The organism is Micromonospora sp. NBC_01739, from assembly GCF_035920385.1.
In the GTDB taxonomy this organism is placed as follows: domain Bacteria; phylum Actinomycetota; class Actinomycetes; order Mycobacteriales; family Micromonosporaceae; genus Micromonospora.
This window is the reverse complement of record NZ_CP109151.1, coordinates 5,277,945-5,294,327: the sequence shown is the minus strand read 5'-3', so window position 1 is coordinate 5,294,327 and position 16,383 is coordinate 5,277,945. Positions and strand designations below refer to the sequence as shown.

The window sequence follows — 16,383 nt, the reverse complement described above, 5'->3', positions numbered from 1 at the left end:
TGATCACTAGCGGAAGGTGACCGCTTGATCAGCGCATCGCACTCTCGTCGGCCTGATCCGTTCCGGCCGACGGCGCCGGGGTCTGCCCCATCGGCGGCAGTTCGACGATCCGGTCCTGTGGCCAGGGTCGACTCCACCCACCCATGTCCAGCAGAGCGGAGAGCACCCCGGCGGTGAATCCCCAGACCAGCATTCCGCGTACCGAGAAGGCCGGGCCGATCCAGCCGCTCGAATGGCGTACCCGCATCCGGTTGTCCGGGTCCACCAGCTCGGCGATGGGCAGCCGCGCCACATGGGCCACCTCCGCCGGCTCCCGGGCGTGCACCGGGTGCGGCGCGTGCCACCAGGCCAGCACCGGGGTGACCACGAAGTCGCTGACCGGAATCCACAGCCGGGGCAGCTCGGTCAGCAGGGTCACACTGCTGGTGTCGAGCCCGACCTCCTCGTTGGCCTCCCGCAGGGCGGTCGCCGCCGCGTCGGCGTCCTCCGGGTCGGCGGCCCCGCCGGGAAAGGCCGGCTGACCGGCGTGGTTACGCAGGGTCGCGGACCGTTGCAGGACCAGCACGTCCGGGCCGGTCTCGGCTTCGCCGAGCAGCACCAGTACGGCGCTCTCCCGGCCCCCCTGCTCCGGGGTGCGCAGCTGGGTGAAGTCCTCGGTGCGGGCGGTGCCCAGGCGGACCAGCAGGGGTTGCAGCCAGGCCGGGGAGTGCCGGGTGTCGGCCGTCTCCACTCGATGAGTCATCCCGTCACCTCCGATCACGCTCCGACCGTGATGTCGAGGTGCTGCTGGACGAGCGTGGTGAGGCTGGCGTCGTCCAGGGCACCCGAGGTGTCGATGTGCCGGATCTGCCCGTCGGCGGCCAGGAACACCGTCACCGGGAAGGCGTTTCGGCGCAGCGCCCGCTGCATCGCCTGCCCCTGGTCGACGAGCATCGGGAACCGTACGCCGAAGTCCTCGCCGATGCCCTGGGCGGCGGTGCGGCTGTCCTGGGTGTTCACCCCGATCACCTGGAGCTGCCCTTCGGCGCGTTCGCTGAGCCGTTGGAAGGCCGGCAGTTCCTTGCGGCAGGGCGGGCACCAGGAGGCCCAGATGTTGATCACGGCTGGGCCGCGTACCTCCCGCAGGGCCACCGGGGCGCCCCCGGTGAAGCAGGTCAGGGAGAGTTCGGGTAGCCGACTGCCGCCGGTCTCGCCGACCGCCGGGTCACCGGTCGCACCGTTCGGCGGGCTGGTCAGGGCGGCGCAGTCGGCGAACGGGGAGGGTCGGCCGGCGGCCTGATCCGGTCGACTGGGCGCGGGTGCCTCGGTGTCGGCCGTGCAGGCCGTGGTGGCGACCAACAGCAGCGGCAGGGCTAGCAGGGCGAGTCGGCGGATCACGGGGCCTCCGCCTGGACGGCCTGCACCGGCACCAGTTGCGGATCGATCCCGGCGGCGACCGCCAGGTCACGGGCCCGGGGCCCCTTGAGCAGCTTCGCCGCAGCGGCCGGCTCGGTCGGCCCGGTGCCGTACGACGGGCAGAGCTTCGCCAGGGTGCAGGCCCCGCAGGCCGGCTTGCGGGCGTGGCAGACCCGCCGGCCGTGGAAGATGATCCGGTGCGACAGCATGGTCCAGTCGCGCTTCGGGAACATCGCCCCGATCGCGTGCTCGATCTTGACCGGGTCGGTCTCCGAGGTGAGCCCCCAGCGCTGCACCAGCCGCTGGAAGTGGGTGTCGACCGTGATGCCGGGCACCCCGAAGGCGTTGCCGAGGATGACGTTGGCGGTCTTGCGGCCGATCCCGGGCAGGGTCACCAGGTCGACCAACCGGCCGGGCACCTGACCCTCGTGGCGCTGCACCAGGGCCTGACCGAGCTGGATCAGGGAGTTGGTCTTGTTGCGGTAGAACCCGGTGGGCCGGATCAGCTCTTCCATCTCGGCCCGGTCCGCCCCGGCGTAGTCGGCCGCGCTCGGGTAGCGGGCAAAAAGCTTCGGGGTGACCTCGTTGACCTTCTTGTCCGTGCACTGGGCCGACAGGATGGTGGCGACGGCCAACTCCAGCGGGTTGCCGTGGTTGAGCTCACAGTGCGCGTCGGGGTGGGTCTCGGTCAGCACCCGGCCGATCCGCCGGGCCCGCCGGGTACGTCCGAGGTCGGTCTCGGTGGCACTTCTGGTCACGACGGCCAGCCTACGTCGCCCCGACGACAGTGCCACGGACACGCGTACGCCGAGCGGCTCAGTCCTCCTCGGGCGGGCTGATCTTGCCGGAGTCGGTGAACCGGGCGCCGGTCTCCGGGAAGTCGAGCTTGGTGAGTTCCTTCAGCAGTCCCAGCCCTCGGTCGTCGGGGTCCACCACCGGCTTGCGCACCCCGTCCATGTACGTCGACACGAAGGAGCCACCCGCCCAGGTGCCGTCCTCCTCCAGCGACACCTTCAGCACCCCGCCCCAGCCGAGCCGCCCGTTGTTGCTGAGCGAGTTGCCCCCACCGGCGAAGTTGCCCAGGCTGTACGCGATCAGCCGGCCCTTGTAGAACTCCATGCCCCGCAGCACGTGCGGACCGTGCCCGACCACCAGGTCAGCCCCGGAATCGATCATGGCTCGGGAGAACTTGATCGGGTCACCCCGGTTCTCGCCGAGGAACATCTCCGTGCCCGGCCGTACCCGGGTCATCTCCGCGCCCTCGGCGCCCATGTGCACCTGCACCACCACGATGTCGGCCATGGTGGCGGCCTTGGCGATCACCTTCTTGGCGGCCGGGATGTCGGTCAGGCTGTTCGACCAGCGGTACGAGGAGAACCCCGCCACGGCCACCTTGACGCCCTTGACCTCCACCACGGTGATCTGGTCGGGGGCGCCGGTGTGCTCCAGGCCGTGCTCCTCCAGGGCCTTCTGGGTGTTCTCGTACCCCTTCTCCCCGAAGTCGTAGCCGTGGTTGTTCGCCTGGTTGAGCAGGTCGAACCCGGCGTCGGCCAGGTGTGCGGCGTACTCCGGCGGGGCCCGGAACTGGAAGCAGCGGGTCGAGTTCTCCCCGCACTTGCCGGCCCCCGTGTCCACCGTCAACGGCTCTTCCAGGTTGCCCATCACCAGATCGGCGGAGAGGGCCTTCTTCACCGAGTCGAAGAAGCCCTTGCCGTCGTTGGGCGGCATCCGGTTGGGGGCCATCGCCATCACGATGTCGCCGGTGGCCGACAGCGAGATCTTCTTGACCTTCGGCGTCGGCGACTCGACCGGGGCCCCGGTGTCACCGCCGCCCGCGCCGGGCTGCCAGAGCGGCCTTTCGCCGGGTTGGGCACATCCGGCGAGCAGGAGGGCGGCTAGCAGCGCACCGAGCACGGCCACGGCGGGACGACGCGGTCGGGACGCAGGGGAGGCGGGAGCATACATCGCGGGCGACACTACCGCGCGGTTAAGCCGCATGACGACGGCCGATCGGTCGGGGAGTTTCAGACCCGAAGCCGATCCGACCACGGCACCACTGTGCCGGTCCCGACCGCCAGTACGGCGGCGTGCACCGCCCGGGCCAGCGGGGCTCCCCAGTCCGAGCGGGGGCCACCGTACGCGCTGACCGGTCCGGTGGGTGGACACAGCACGGTTACCGCGTCGGTGGGGGTGCCGGTGCCGGGCAGTCCCAGGTCGGCGATCGCCTGCGCCTTGGCCTCGGTGGCCGTGGCCACCGCGTTGACCAGGGCGGCGTCACCCAGCCGGGCGGGTACCCAGGCCACGATGTTGACCGTGCCGACCCGCTGAGCCACCGCCGGTGCCGCAGGCGCCGCGGCGGGAATCGGGGTGCCCAGGCCCACGGTGGCCCACACCCGCACCCCGGTGTCCGTACGGGTCAGCACCTCCCCGACGTCGACACCGGTCAGCAGCCCCACCCCGGGCCCGTCCAGGCCGAGCCGGCGGGCCATGTCGACCAGGTGGGCGGCCGGGTCCTCCCGGTCGTACGACATCGGCACGGTCGCGTTCAGCACCCACCGCCGTACCCCGATGCCCCCGCCCAGGGGGGCGCTGCTGACCGCCCGCAGGGGTCGCCTAGCCCGCCACACGAGTAGCGGGATGTCCCGTCCGTCCTCGCGGCGGCTGGTCAGCACAGGGTCGCTCAACACGCCGTGACCCTACGACCTGCGGCATCACCCGCTCGGGTGGGCCGGGCGATGGTGGCGGGCTCCGGCAGCGGGCGGGTACGCCCAACGATCAAGATTCCAGGGGTGGACCTCTGATTCCTGCTCACGTGCGCCTAGACTGGTCGGCGCGCGAGGGGATCAGCGGACGGCAGTCCCGGCCGAGCAGACGGCACGCGCAACCGGAGGTGTGCGCGATGGACGAGGTACTGGCCCGCAGCGGGATCTTCCAGGGCGTTGACCCGGAGGCTGCCGAGGCGCTCGCCAAGGAGATGGAGACCATCGAGGTCCGCAAGGGCGAGGTCGTCTTCAACGAGGGCGAGCCCGGCGACAGTCTCTACATCCTGCTGTCCGGCAAGATCAAAGTTGGCCGCCGCGCGGCGGACGGCCGGCAGAACCTGATCGCGGTCATGGGCCCCTCGGACATGGTGGGCGAGTTGTCCCTGTTCGACCCGGGTCCGCGTACGGCCACCGCCACCGCGGTCACGGACAGCCGGCTGGCCCGACTGCGCAAGCAGGCCCTGCGCCCCTGGCTGAACAACCGGCCGGAGATCGCCGAGCAGTTGCTGCGGGTACTCGCCCGTCGACTGCGCCGGACCAACGACGCCCTGGCCGACCTGATCTTCACCGACGTGCCCGGCCGGGTCGCCAAGAACCTGCTCCAGATGGCCGGCCGCTTCGGCACCCGCGACGGCGGCGTGCTGCGGGTGACCCACGACCTGACTCAGGAGGAGATCGCCCAGCTCGTCGGCGCCTCCCGAGAGACCGTCAACAAGGCCCTGGCCGACTTCGCCTCGCGCGGCTGGCTCCGCCTGGACGGCAAGAGCATCATCATCCTCGACCCGGAGCGCCTGGCCCGCCGCGCCCGCGTCTGACCCCGTCTGCTCACCCCACCCGCTCGGCCCACCACCTGGGCCGGGCGGGTGGCGTGTCTCAGCCGTCCCAGCTACCTCGGGTTACCTCAGGCGGCCGAACCGCTGCACCCCGCAGCCCCGCAGGAGCCATAAAAAGTCAGGCTTGACTGTTTGTTTCTGGCGGGGCAGGCTGTGCGCGTGTCCACCGCATCGACCCGGGTCCCTCAGCAGGAACGCAGTCGCGCCACTCAGGCCCGACTGCTGGAGGCGACCCTCGACTGCCTGGTGGAGCACGGCTGGTCCGGCACCACCACCACGGTCGTGGCCCATCGGGCGGGGGTTTCCCGGGGTGCCCAGCTGCACCACTACCCGACCAAGGCGACCCTGGTCACCGCCGCCGTCGGGCACCTCAGCGAGCGGCGGGCGGCGGAGTTGCGCGTCGAGGCCGAGGCCCTGCCGGCCGGCCCGGATCGGCTGGATCGAGTCGTCGACCTGCTGGCCGCCGCCTTCACCGGGCCGCTGTTCGTCGCCGCCCTGGAACTCTGGGTGGCCGCCCGCACCGACGCCGAACTACGTGCCGCGCTGCTGCCGCTGGAGGCCAGGGTGGGCCGGGAGATGTACCGGCTGACCGTCGAGCTGCTCGGGGTGGACGAACGGCGGCCGGGCGTACGCGAGGCGGTGCAGGCGACCCTCGACCTGCTGCGTGGGCTGGGCGTGGCCAACCTGCTCAGCGACGACTCGGCCCGGCGGACCGCCCTGCTGCACGCCTGGAAACACCAGCTCGCCGCCCTGCTCACCCCCGCAGCCGACCCGCCGGGGAGCGCGCGGCACTGACGATCCCGCCCGGAGGCATCATGCTCGACCTGCCCGTACCCCTCACCGCACCGGCTGGCACCGGGCGGCTCGCATGAGTCGGACCTTCGGCACGGGTACGGTGCTGCGGGTCGGTAACGCCTCCGGCTTCTACGGCGACCGTTTCTCGGCCTGGCGGGAGATGCTCGACGGCGGCGAGTTGGACGTGTTGACCGGGGACTACCTGGCCGAGTTGACCATGCTCATCCTGGGTCGGGACCGGATGCGTGACCCCGACCTCGGGTACGCGAAGACCTTTCTGCGGCAACTGGAGGGCACCCTCGGCACCGCGCTGGACCGGGGCGTACGGATAGTCACCAACGCCGGTGGGCTGAACCCGGCGGGGCTGGCCGCCGCCGTGCGGTCCCTCGCCGACCGGCTCGGGCTCGAGGTGCGGGTCGGGTACGTCGAGGGCGACGCCCTAGCCAGGCCGGACGCCCTGACCGCCAACGCCTACCTGGGGGCCTTCGGCATCGCCGCCTGCCTTCAGGGTGGGGCCGACATCGTGGTGACCGGCCGGGTCACCGACGCCTCCCTGGCCGTCGGCCCGGCCATCGCCCACTTCGGTTGGGGACGTGACGACCTGGACGCGCTGGCCGGGGCGACCGTCGCCGGGCACCTGATCGAGTGCGGGGCCCAGGTGACCGGCGGCAACTTCAGCTTCTTCACGGAACTGCCCGACGGTGGGCACCGGCCGGGCTTCCCGATCGCCGAGCTGCATCCGGACGGCTCGGCCGTGCTGACCAAGCATCCGGGCACCGGCGGGGCGGTCACCGTCGAGACGGTCACCGCCCAACTGTTGTACGAGGTGGGCGGGCCGGATTACCTGGGGCCGGACGTGGTGACCCGGTTGGACACGGTGACCCTGGATCAGCATGGGCCGGACCGGGTCCGGATCTGCGGGGTCCGGGGTGCGCCCCCACCGGAGACCCTCAAGGTCGGCATCAACAACCTGGGCGGCTTCCGCAACTCGATGACCTTCGTACTCTGCGGGCTGGACATCCCGGCCAAGGCCGCCCTGGTGCAGGCGCAGTTGACCGAGTCGGTAGGCCCGGAGGGGCTGGAGTTCACCCTGGCTCGTACGGATCATCCGGATGCGGTGGAGACCGAGACGGCGAGCGCCCTGCTGCACGTACACCTGCGGGACGGGGACAAGTCGCGGGCCGGGCGGGCCTTCTCGGCGGCGGCGGTGGAGCTGGCGCTCGCCTCCTACCCGGGTTGCACCTTGACCACCTTGCCCGGCGACGCCACCCCGTACGGCGTCTTCACCACTGACGCCGTGCCGCAGGGCGACGTCGCGCACGTCGCCGTGCTGCCCGACGGCAGCCGCGTGCCGATCCCGCCGCCCCCGGTGACCTGTTTGGAAGGGCCCCCTGTACAACACCAGGCGTTAATAAGGGGCCCTTCCTTTCACTCGACCCGGCGGGGGGCGCTGGGCGAGGTGGTGGGGGCGCGGTCGGGCGACAAGGGTGGCGACGCGAACCTCGGGGTGTGGGCGCGTACGGACGCGACCTGGGCCTGGCTGCGCGGCTGGCTCAGCGTCGAGCGGTTGGCCGAGTTGCTGCCGGAGACCGCCGGGCTGACGGTGCAGCGGTACGAACTGCCCAACCTGCGGGCGGTCAACTTCGTCATCGAGGGGCTGCTGGGTGCCGGGGTGGCCGCCTCCACCCGGTTCGACCCGCAGGCCAAGGCGCTCGGCGAACTGCTGCGTGCCCGGCTGGTCGACCTGCCGACGGAGCTGACCGCCGGACCGGCATCGGAGGGAGCACCGTGAGCACACTGGACACCGCCGTCGATCCCACCTCGGCGGCGTTCCGCGCCAACCGGGAGGCGTTGCTGGAACGCATCGCCGAACTGGACGACACCGTGCGGCAGGCGCGGGCCGGTGGCGGCGAGAAGTACGTGACCCGGCACCACGGGCGCGGCAAGCTGCTCCCCCGGGAGCGCATCGAGCTGCTGCTGGATCAGGACAGCCCGTTCCTGGAGCTGTCACCGGTCGCCGGATACGGCACGGATTTCCCGGTCGGGGCCAGCGTGGTGACCGGCATCGGGGTGATCGAGGGCGTCGAGTGCCTGGTGCTCGCCAACGACCCGACCGTACGCGGCGGGGCGGTGAACCCCTGGTCGCTGGCGAAGACCCGGCGGGCCGGTGAGATCGCCCTGGCCAACCGGCTGCCCATGGTGAACCTGGTCGAGTCGGCCGGGGCGGATCTGCCCACCCAGGCGGAGATCTTCATTCCGGGTGGCCGGGTGTTCCGTGACCTGACCCGGCTCTCGGCCGAGAAGATCCCCACGGTCAGCGTGGTTTTCGGCAACGCCACCGCGGGCGGGGCCTACGTGCCCGGGATGTCGGACTACACGATCATGATCCGGGACCGGTCCCAGGTCTACCTGGCCGGACCGCCGCTGGTGAAGATGGCCACCGGTGAGGACGCCGACGACGAGTCCCTCGGTGGGGCGGTCATGCACGCCACGACGAGCGGCCTGGCCGACTTCCTCGCCGCCGACGAGCGGGACGGCATCCGGCTGGCCCGGCAGTGCGTACGCCGGTTGAACTGGCGCAAGCTGGGTTCGGCCCCCCGCAACCCACACCCGCAACCCCCGAAGTACGACCCGGAGGAGTTGCTCGGCGTCGTCAGCGCCGACCTCCGGGTGCCCTTCGATCCCCGCGAGGTGCTCGCCCGGGTGCTCGACGGCAGCGAGTTCGACGAGTTCAAGCCGGCCTACGGCACCGCCCTGGTCACCGGTTGGGGCGAGCTGCACGGGTACCCGGTCGGGGTGCTCGCCAACGCCCGTGGGGTGCTGTTCAGCGCCGAGGCGCAGAAGGCCGCCCAGTTCATCCAGCTGGCCAACGCCACCGACACCCCGTTGATCTTCTTGCAGAACACCACCGGGTACATGGTCGGCACCTCCTACGAGCAGGGCGGCATCATCAAGCACGGCGCCCTGATGATCAATGCGGTGTCGAACTCGAAGGTGCCGCACCTGACGGTCAACCTGGGTGCCTCGTACGGGGCCGGCAACTACGGCATGTGCGGTCGGGCGTACGAGCCGAGGTTCCTGTTCACCTGGCCGAACGCGAAGTCGGCCGTGATGGGCCCGGCGCAGTTGGCCGGGGTGCTGTCCATCGTGGCCCGGCAGGCCGCCGCCGCCCGGGGCCGGGAGTTCGACGCCGACTCCGACGCGGCGATGCGGATGATGGTCGAGCAGCAGATCGAGTCGCAGTCCGGGGCGCTGTTCCTCTCCGGTCGGCTCTACGACGACGGGGTGATCGATCCTCGGGACACCCGTACCGTCCTAGGGCTCTGCCTGTCGGCCATCCACAACGGACCGGTGAAGGGCGCCGACGGCTTCGGCGTCTTCCGAATGTGAGGCAGATGCCCGTGAGCGCGAGGAATGCAGCGAAGCGGAGTCCCGCAGTCGCGAACGAAAGGTTGGCCCCGTGATCAGTCGGCTGCTCGTCGCCAACCGGGGGGAGATCGCCCGCCGGATCTTCGCCACCTGCCGGGCGCTGGGCATCGAGACGGTGGCGGTGCACTCCGACGCGGACGCCGAGGCGCCTTTCGTCGCCGAGGCCGACCAGGCCGTACGCCTGCCCGGTCACACCCCCGCCGAGACGTACCTGCGGATCGACCTGATCCTCGACGCGGCCCGGCGCTGTGGGGCGGACGCCGTCCACCCCGGCTACGGCTTCCTGGCCGAGAACGCCGACTTCGCCACGGCGGTGGCCGACGCCGGCCTGACCTGGGTGGGCCCGCCCGCCAAGGCGATCGCCGCGATGGGCGACAAGCTGGCTGCCAAGACCCTGCTGGCCGAGGCCGGGGTACCGATGCTGCCCAGCTGGAGCGAGGCGGACCAGGTGACCGACTTCCCGGTGCTGGTCAAGGCCGCCGCCGGGGGCGGCGGGCGCGGCATGCGGATCGTCCGCGACCCGGCCGGGCTTCCCGAGGCCGTCGCGAGTGCGCGCCGCGAGGCGGCCTCGGCCTTCGGCGACGGCACGGTCTTCATCGAGCGGTACGTCGAACGGGGTCGGCACGTCGAGGTGCAGATCGTCGGGGACCGGCACGGTACGGTGCTGGCCCTCGGCGAGCGGGACTGCTCGATCCAGCGCCGGCACCAGAAGATCGTCGAGGAGGCACCGGCCCTGCTCGACGCGGAGTTGCGGGACCGCCTGCATCAGGCGGCGGTGGCCGCCGGCCAGGCGGTCGACTACGTCGGGGCGGGCACGGTGGAGTTCCTGCTCAGCGAGGCGGGCGAGTTCTTCTTCCTGGAGATGAACACCCGACTCCAGGTGGAACACCCGGTCACCGAGGCGGTCACCGGGCTGGACCTGGTCCGGCTGCAACTGCTGGTCGCCGAGGGTGAGCCCCTGCCCCTGTCGGCTACCCCGCCGGTGCGGGGCCACGCCATCGAGGTACGCCTCTGCGCCGAGGACCCCGCCCAGGGGTACCGCCCGGCCACCGGCACCCTGCACCGGTTCACCGTGCCCGGGGTGGCCGCCGAGTTCACCCCGCACCAGGGGCTGCGGCTGGACTCCGGGGTGATCGACGGTTCGGCGGTCGGCGTGCACTACGACTCGATGCTCGCCAAGCTGATCGCCTGGGCACCCACCCGCGTCGAGGCGGCCCGCGCCCTGGCCGGTGCCCTGGCCCGGGCCGAACTGCACGGCGTCACCACCAACCGGGACCTGCTGGTCCGGGTACTGCGCAGCCCGGAGTTCGCCGCCGCGCAGGTCGACACGGGTTTCCTGGACCGGCACCCGGAGGTCCTGGCCCCGCTGCTGCCTCCCGCTGAGCTTCCCCTGGTGGCCCTGGCCGCCGCGCTGGCCTCGGCCGCCGCCCGCCGCGCCGCCGCCCCGGTGCTGGCCGGGCTGCCGTCCGGCTGGCGCAACGTGCCCGCCGTCGGGCAGGTCACCCGGTTCACCGGCGGCGACGGTGGCGAGATCGAGGTCCGCTACCGGTTGGACCGTGCGGGTCGACTGGCCCACTGGTCGACCTCTGCCGACTCGACCGCCGCTTCCCCCAACCACGCCGGCTCGACCCCAGCCACGCCGAACGAGTCCGGCGAGGCCCGTGCGGAGACGGGCGAGGCGGTCACCCTGATCGAGGCCAGCCCGGAGCGGGTCGTGCTGGAGGTGGCCGGGGTGCGGCGGGGGTACCGCGTACACCGGACCGGGTCCGAGGTTTTCGTGGACGGCCCGGACGGCTCGGCGCGGCTGGTCGAGTCGCCGCGGTTCCCGCTGCCCGGCGCGGCGCTGGCCGCCGGGTCGCTGCTGGCCCCGCTGCCCGGCGCGGTGACCCGGGTGCACGTCGAGGTCGGTCAGCAGGTCGCCGCCGGTGACCTGCTGCTGACCCTGGAAGCGATGAAGCTGGAACACCCCGTTTTCGCCCCGACCGACGGCGTGGTCACCGAGCTGCCGGTGTCCCCCGGCGGGCAGGTCGACACGGGTGCCGTGCTGGCCGTGGTCAACCCGCTCGAGGAGGCATCGTGATGAACTTCGACCTCAGCCCGGAACAGGACCAGCTACGCGAGGCGGTACGCGCGCTGGGCCGCCGGTACGGTCACCGCTACTTCGTGGAGAAGGCCAAGGCCGGTGAGCACACCACCGAGCTGTGGCACGAGGCGGGTCGGCTCGGCTACCTGGGGGTCAACATCCCCGAGGAGTACGGCGGGGGTGGCGGCGGCATCACCGAACTGGCCATCGTCTGCGAGGAGTTGGCCGCAGCCGGCTGCCCGTTGCTGCTGCTGGTGGTCTCCCCCGCGATCGCCGCCACGGTGATCCACCGACACGGCACCGAGGAGCAGCGCAAACGCCACCTGCCCGGGTTGGCCGACGGCTCCCAGAAGATCGTCTTCGCGATCACCGAGCCGGAGGCGGGGTCGAACTTCCACCGCCTGGCCACGGTGGCCCGCCGCGACGGTGACGACTGGCTGCTGTCCGGACGCAAGTGCTACATCTCCGGGGTCGACGAGGCGCAGCACGTACTGGTGGTGGCCCGCACCGAGGACGCCACGACCGGCAAGCTCAAGCCCGCGTTGTTCCTGGTGCCCACCGATGCCCCCGGAATGACCCGTTCCAAGCTCGACATGGAGATCGTGTCCCCGGAGAACCAGTTCCTGCTCTACCTGGACGAGGTCCGGCTGCCCGCCGACGCCCTGGTCGGTGAGTCCCTGGACGCCGGTCTGCCGGCGCTGTTCTCCGGGCTTAACCCGGAGCGGATCACGGTGGCCGCGATGGGTGCCGGCACCGGCCGGTACGCCATCGAACGGGCCACGGAGTACACCGCCACCCGGACGGTCTGGGGCGGCCGGACCATCGGCACCCACCAGGGGGTCTCCCACCCCCTGGCCCACGCCTCCGTGCAGGTGGAGTTGGCCCGGCTGATGATCCAGAAGGCGGCGGCGCTCTACGACGCCGGCCGGGATCTGGAGGCGGGGGTGGCCGGCAACATGGCCAAGTACGCCTCCAGCGAGGCGGCGGCGCTGGCCGTCGACACCGCCGTCCAGGCCCTAGGCGGGGCCGGCATGACCACGGAGTACGGGGTGGCCACCCTGCTGGGGGCGGTACGCGCCAGCCGGATCGCTCCGGTCAGCCGCGAGATGATCCTCAACTTCGTCGCCCAACACCTCCTCGGCCAGGACAAGTCCTACTGAGACCGGGAAGAAGGGCCGGGGTACGGCGGGCGACCCGAACGCCGGCCGTACCCCGGTGAATCGAACGTAACTCAGTGGCCGCTCAGTGTCGCTACCGGCAGCGGCGCCACTACCGGGGGTAGTTGCTTCGGGGCGCCGCGAAGCGGCGCGCTCCGCGCGGCCATGTCGCTGCCGGACACCTGGGCCCGGGTGGTCGCGGCGAACTCCGGCACCTCCTGGAAGGGCTGGATGTCACCCTTGCAGACCGTGCCCTTCCTGGGCAGGGTCACCTGCAGCAGGTACGCGTCCATGGCATCGGTCACGCAGGCCGAGGTCCCGTACGCGGTGTGTCCCCAACTGTCGCTGGACAGCAGCCGGCTGTTCGGCAGCAGCTTCGAGGTGGACACCGCCCCGTTGTAGTTGGTGGAGGGGTCCCAGTAGTTGCCGACCACCAGCACCGGGTTGGCGGTCCGTCGGTTGAAGGGGCCGGTGAACCGGTCCTCGTCGCGGACGGTCCAACTGCCTCGGGCGCAGGGCGCGCTGGCCCAGGTCCAGAGCCGACCGAAGTAGGGGTCCCGCTTGTCGGCCCGAGCCGCCCGGGCCGGCCAGGAGGCGAGCGCCTTCGGGTGGTTGGCGTCGGCGCAGTCGACGCCGAGGAAGGCCTCCAGCATGTTGTCGTACGGAATGTCGTCGATGTTGGCCTTGGCCAGCCGCTGGGCCAGGGCGGCCCGCGCCTGCTCCCGGTCCGCCTCGGATGCCGTCGGGTCGGTCAACCGAAGCACCTCTGCGGTCAACCACACGATGTCGCCGTCGTTCCAGGGGTAGTACATCAACCTGAGGACGGACCCGATGAAGCTGGTGTAGGTGAAGGTTCGCGGGCCCAGGTACGGGACCTCGATCACCACCGGCCCGGCCTTGAGCCGTTGCATCGCCAACTCGAACTTGGCCATCGGGTCGCCGGGGGCCAGCGGGCAGACCTCGGCGCCGACACTCTCGCACCGCTTCATAATCTCGCTGAGCGCCTTGTACGCGCCCTGGGCGCTGCGCATCCGCGACTCCTGGTCCAGGTCGCCGTACTTCCCGCCGCCGACCCAGGCGGTCGCGTCCAGCACCCCGTCGATCGCCACGGCCCGGACCCGGTCGGGGAACATGTTCGCGTAGTACTGCCCGAGGATGCTGCCGTAGCTGTATCCCAGGTAGGTCAGCTTCTGGTCACCGAGGGCCCGGCGCAGCACGTCCATGTCCCGGGCCACCTGAGCGGTGGACATCGCGCCGCTGATCGGCCTGCCCGTGGTGGAACAGGCCTTACCGACGGCGGCCGAGGAGGCAACGTACGCCTTCTCCTCCGCCCTGGTGTACGGGAAGGCCACGTTCAACCCCTCGTACGCCCGGGTCTGTTCCGCTACCGACCTGAAGCACCTGATCGGGTTGCTGGCACCCACCCCGCGCGGGTCCATCCCGATGATGTCGAACCGCTCCAGCAGCACGTCACTGAGGAAGTACGGCGAAGCCAGGACGGTGTCGCTGGCCGGAACCCCGGGGCCACCCGGGTTGATGAACAGGCTGCCGATCTTGCGCTGCTGGTCTCGTGCCTTGACCCGCACGACCGCCACCTCGACGGTGGGGCCCTTCGGGTCGTCGTAGTCCAGTGGCAGGTCGACCGTGGCGCACTCGGCGCCCTCGTCGCACTCCGCCCAGTTCATCTTGGGAGTGGGTACCCGGTCGACGCGCAGGCTCTCCGTGATGCTGGTGCGGTGCGAGACGGTCGCACCACCGATGGCGGTCGGGGCGGCAGCGGCGGGTGCCACCGCCATCCCGGCAAGCAGTACGCCGGCTGTAGCTGCCGCGGCCAGGGTCCGGACTGGTGACATATGGATGCCTTCCGGTGGGTGGGGGACGTCGAGTCGAGGCTCGACCATCGACCACTCTAGATACTCAGGACTCGTCACATCTCCGGACAGAGGGGGATCATTCATGGCATCCACCCTGAGGAATGTAACAACCTGTTCATCAATGAGGCTGTCTTCACCAGTTGGCAGCCGAGGATTTTCCCAATGATGGGAAGCCCGTGGTTGACAGCGCGGCGATCCCCGACATTCTGGACGGGTGAAGCGCATCTCCGACGCCCGCACCGTCGCGGTGGCCGCCGCCGTCGCGGCCCTCTGGTTGCTGGTGTCACTCATCGCCGGAGGCCGGCAGGATCTGCTCGGCGTGGCGATGGCCCTGCTCTGCGTCCTGCTGGCCACCATCTCCGGGGTGGCCGTGACCGCGGCCCGCCAACAGGAGGCCACCGCTGCCCCCGATCCCCCGCAGCCGCTCGGGCCGGCCGACCCCGCGCCTCCCGGGGTGGACGCCGACACCCTGGAGACCCTGGGTGACCGCGACGCGGTCCGGGCCATGCGAGCCCGCTACCGCCGCGACGACGGCCAGTGAGCAGTGTCTACCCCTCAACCACCCGTGAGGGTGGGTGAGGCCAGCCCGTTGAGCCCACGTCCGGCCAGGCAGCGGTACATGCGGCCGGCCTCCCCTTCGGCCGGCGGCAGCACCTCCAGGTTCCAGCCGATGGGCTGACGGCCCCCGGTGACCAGCCGGAAGGTCTCCTCGTTGCAGACCCGCTGGACAGCCGGATCAGCCACGATCTCGTCATGACCGGCGTCCAGCAGCGCCGCCGGCAACTCCCCCAGGGCGTAGCTCTCCCAGGTGTGCCGGGTGTCGCACGGCACCCGACTGGCCTGGGCCCGTTGACCACGCACCTGCACCGGCCCGAAGCACTCCAACTCCTCCGCGCACCGGACACCGCTGGGCAGGGTCTCCGGCATTGTCGCGCAACCCGGGCGGAGGACACCGGTAGCCGAGGGGCGAGGGGGCAGGGTGGCCTGTGTCGACGGCATGCCACCGGCAGCCCAGGCACCGACCCCGGCCGAGGCGGCCAACGCGGCCACCCCCGCCACCCCGAAGAACCAGCGACGCCGACGCCGCCGCTGAGTCGAACCGGCGGAGGCCCCCTCGACCGGCTGGCCCTCCCGGGCCGTGGGGTACGCGAGGTCGTAGCGGCCACCCCCGTACCCGAACGAACCGCCCTGGGTGTACCCGCCGGGCATCCCCAGGGAGAGGTTGGTCAGCAGGTCGCGCAGCTCCGCGGCGGACGGCCGTTCCCCGGGATCGTTGGCCATTCCCGCGCGGAGCACCTCCATCAGGTCCTCCGGCACCCCGGGCAGGCTGGGAATCGGCTGGTGGAACATCTCCAGCACGGTCACCAGGCTCGGGTTGCGCTCGGACTGCCACCGGGGCGGACGCCCGTGCATGACCGCGTAGAGGGTGGCGCAGAGCGCGTACACGTCCACGGCCGGGGACGGCGGGCTGTGGTTGAACATCTCCGGCGGCGCGTACGCCGGGGTGAGCACCTCCAGGGCGACCGAGGCGTCCCGCATCTCGGCGACCACCGCCAGCCCGAAGTCGGCCAGCACGGCGGTGTTGAAGTGCGAGTACAGGATGTTGGCCGGCTTCACGTCGCGGTGCAGCACCCCGGCGCCGTGCGAGTGGGCGATCGCGTCGGCGATCTTGACACCGAGGTCGCGGGCCTCCACGGCATCCAACCGGGAGGTGCGCATCCGTTCGGCGTACGACCCGTCACACAACTCCATGATCAGGTACGGGTGCTGGTCGATGGTCACACCGACGTCGAACAGGTCCACCACGTGCGGGTGTGAGGACATCCGGCCGGCGGCCCGCGCCTCGCGCAGGAACCGCGCCTGGTCCCGCTCGCTGACCAGGGTGCGGTTCTCCACCTTGACCGCCACCTCGCGACCCACCGAGATCTGGGTGGCTCGGTAAACTGTCGCGTACCCGCCCCGGGCGAACACCTGCAAATCAGTCAGACCAGGCACAATGGGCGTCGGCAGGGAGCCGGGCTGCGTGTCGGTCACGGTATCGAAAATACCCAACTG

14 protein-coding genes are annotated in these 16,383 nt (G+C 71.4%); 7 read left to right on the top strand and 7 right to left on the bottom strand.

Features of this window, described 5'->3' with window-relative positions:
* Positions 1–28: 28 nt before the first annotated feature.
* From OIE53_RS23985 to OIE53_RS23965, 5 genes are read right to left on the bottom strand one after another with little or no spacing between them, the layout of a single operon-like run.
* Positions 29–742 (bottom strand): NUDIX hydrolase, encoded by a 714-nt coding sequence (locus OIE53_RS23985; RefSeq protein ID WP_327023743.1) that lies wholly within the window; start codon positions 740–742, stop codon positions 29–31.
* Between the two features lie 14 nt (positions 743–756).
* A complete protein-coding gene (locus OIE53_RS23980) occupies positions 757–1,377 on the bottom strand; it encodes a TlpA family protein disulfide reductase (RefSeq protein ID WP_393340351.1) in 621 nt (206 codons plus the stop codon).
* On the bottom strand, positions 1,374–2,183 hold the full coding sequence (nth, locus tag OIE53_RS23975; protein ID WP_327027376.1) for an endonuclease III: 810 nt from the start codon (positions 2,181–2,183) through the stop codon (positions 1,374–1,376). The genes OIE53_RS23980 and nth overlap by 4 nt, the downstream gene beginning before the upstream one ends.
* Before the next feature lie 28 nt (positions 2,184–2,211).
* Positions 2,212–3,360, bottom strand: coding sequence for a CapA family protein (locus OIE53_RS23970; RefSeq protein WP_327023742.1), 1,149 nt, complete (start codon positions 3,358–3,360; stop codon positions 2,212–2,214).
* Positions 3,361–3,419: 59 nt separating this feature from the next.
* Entirely contained in the window at positions 3,420–4,082 is a 663-nt protein-coding gene (locus tag OIE53_RS23965; protein WP_327023741.1) for an adenosylcobinamide amidohydrolase, read from the bottom strand.
* A gap of 212 nt (positions 4,083–4,294) precedes the next feature.
* Between OIE53_RS23965 and OIE53_RS23960 the strand changes: the two genes are divergently transcribed.
* The 6 genes from OIE53_RS23960 (at position 4,295) to OIE53_RS23935 (ending at position 12,457) form a co-directional block, all read left to right on the top strand.
* On the top strand, positions 4,295–4,972 hold the full coding sequence (locus tag OIE53_RS23960; RefSeq protein WP_013736306.1) for a Crp/Fnr family transcriptional regulator: 678 nt from the start codon (positions 4,295–4,297) through the stop codon (positions 4,970–4,972).
* Positions 4,973–5,149: 177 nt separating this feature from the next.
* Positions 5,150–5,785 (top strand): TetR/AcrR family transcriptional regulator, encoded by a 636-nt coding sequence (locus OIE53_RS23955; protein ID WP_327023740.1) that lies wholly within the window; start codon positions 5,150–5,152, stop codon positions 5,783–5,785.
* A 73-nt stretch (positions 5,786–5,858) separates the two neighbouring features.
* Positions 5,859–7,577: an acyclic terpene utilization AtuA family protein gene (locus OIE53_RS23950; RefSeq protein ID WP_327023739.1), complete on the top strand. Its 1,719-nt coding sequence runs from the start codon at positions 5,859–5,861 to the stop codon at positions 7,575–7,577.
* Positions 7,574–9,175: an acyl-CoA carboxylase subunit beta gene (locus OIE53_RS23945; protein WP_327023738.1), complete on the top strand. Its 1,602-nt coding sequence runs from the start codon at positions 7,574–7,576 to the stop codon at positions 9,173–9,175. The genes OIE53_RS23950 and OIE53_RS23945 overlap by 4 nt, the downstream gene beginning before the upstream one ends.
* Before the next feature lie 70 nt (positions 9,176–9,245).
* Positions 9,246–11,294: an ATP-binding protein gene (locus OIE53_RS23940; protein ID WP_327023737.1), complete on the top strand. Its 2,049-nt coding sequence runs from the start codon at positions 9,246–9,248 to the stop codon at positions 11,292–11,294.
* Complete coding sequence (locus tag OIE53_RS23935) at positions 11,294–12,457, top strand: acyl-CoA dehydrogenase family protein (RefSeq protein WP_327027375.1); 1,164 nt, start codon at positions 11,294–11,296, stop codon at positions 12,455–12,457. Before OIE53_RS23940 ends, OIE53_RS23935 begins: the two co-directional genes overlap by 1 nt.
* A gap of 71 nt (positions 12,458–12,528) precedes the next feature.
* Here OIE53_RS23935 and OIE53_RS23930 read toward each other — a convergent pair whose 3' ends face one another.
* Positions 12,529–14,307, bottom strand: a complete 1,779-nt coding sequence (locus tag OIE53_RS23930; protein ID WP_327023736.1) for an alpha/beta hydrolase — start codon at positions 14,305–14,307, stop codon at positions 12,529–12,531.
* A 235-nt stretch (positions 14,308–14,542) separates the two neighbouring features.
* Between OIE53_RS23930 and OIE53_RS23925 the strand changes: the two genes are divergently transcribed.
* Positions 14,543–14,869: a hypothetical protein gene (locus OIE53_RS23925; protein WP_327023735.1), complete on the top strand. Its 327-nt coding sequence runs from the start codon at positions 14,543–14,545 to the stop codon at positions 14,867–14,869.
* Positions 14,870–14,883: 14 nt separating this feature from the next.
* Here the strand turns inward: OIE53_RS23925 and OIE53_RS23920 are convergent, their stop codons facing one another.
* Positions 14,884–16,362, bottom strand: a complete 1,479-nt coding sequence (locus OIE53_RS23920) for a serine/threonine-protein kinase (RefSeq protein ID WP_327023734.1) — start codon at positions 16,360–16,362, stop codon at positions 14,884–14,886.
* Positions 16,363–16,383: the final 21 nt, after the last annotated feature.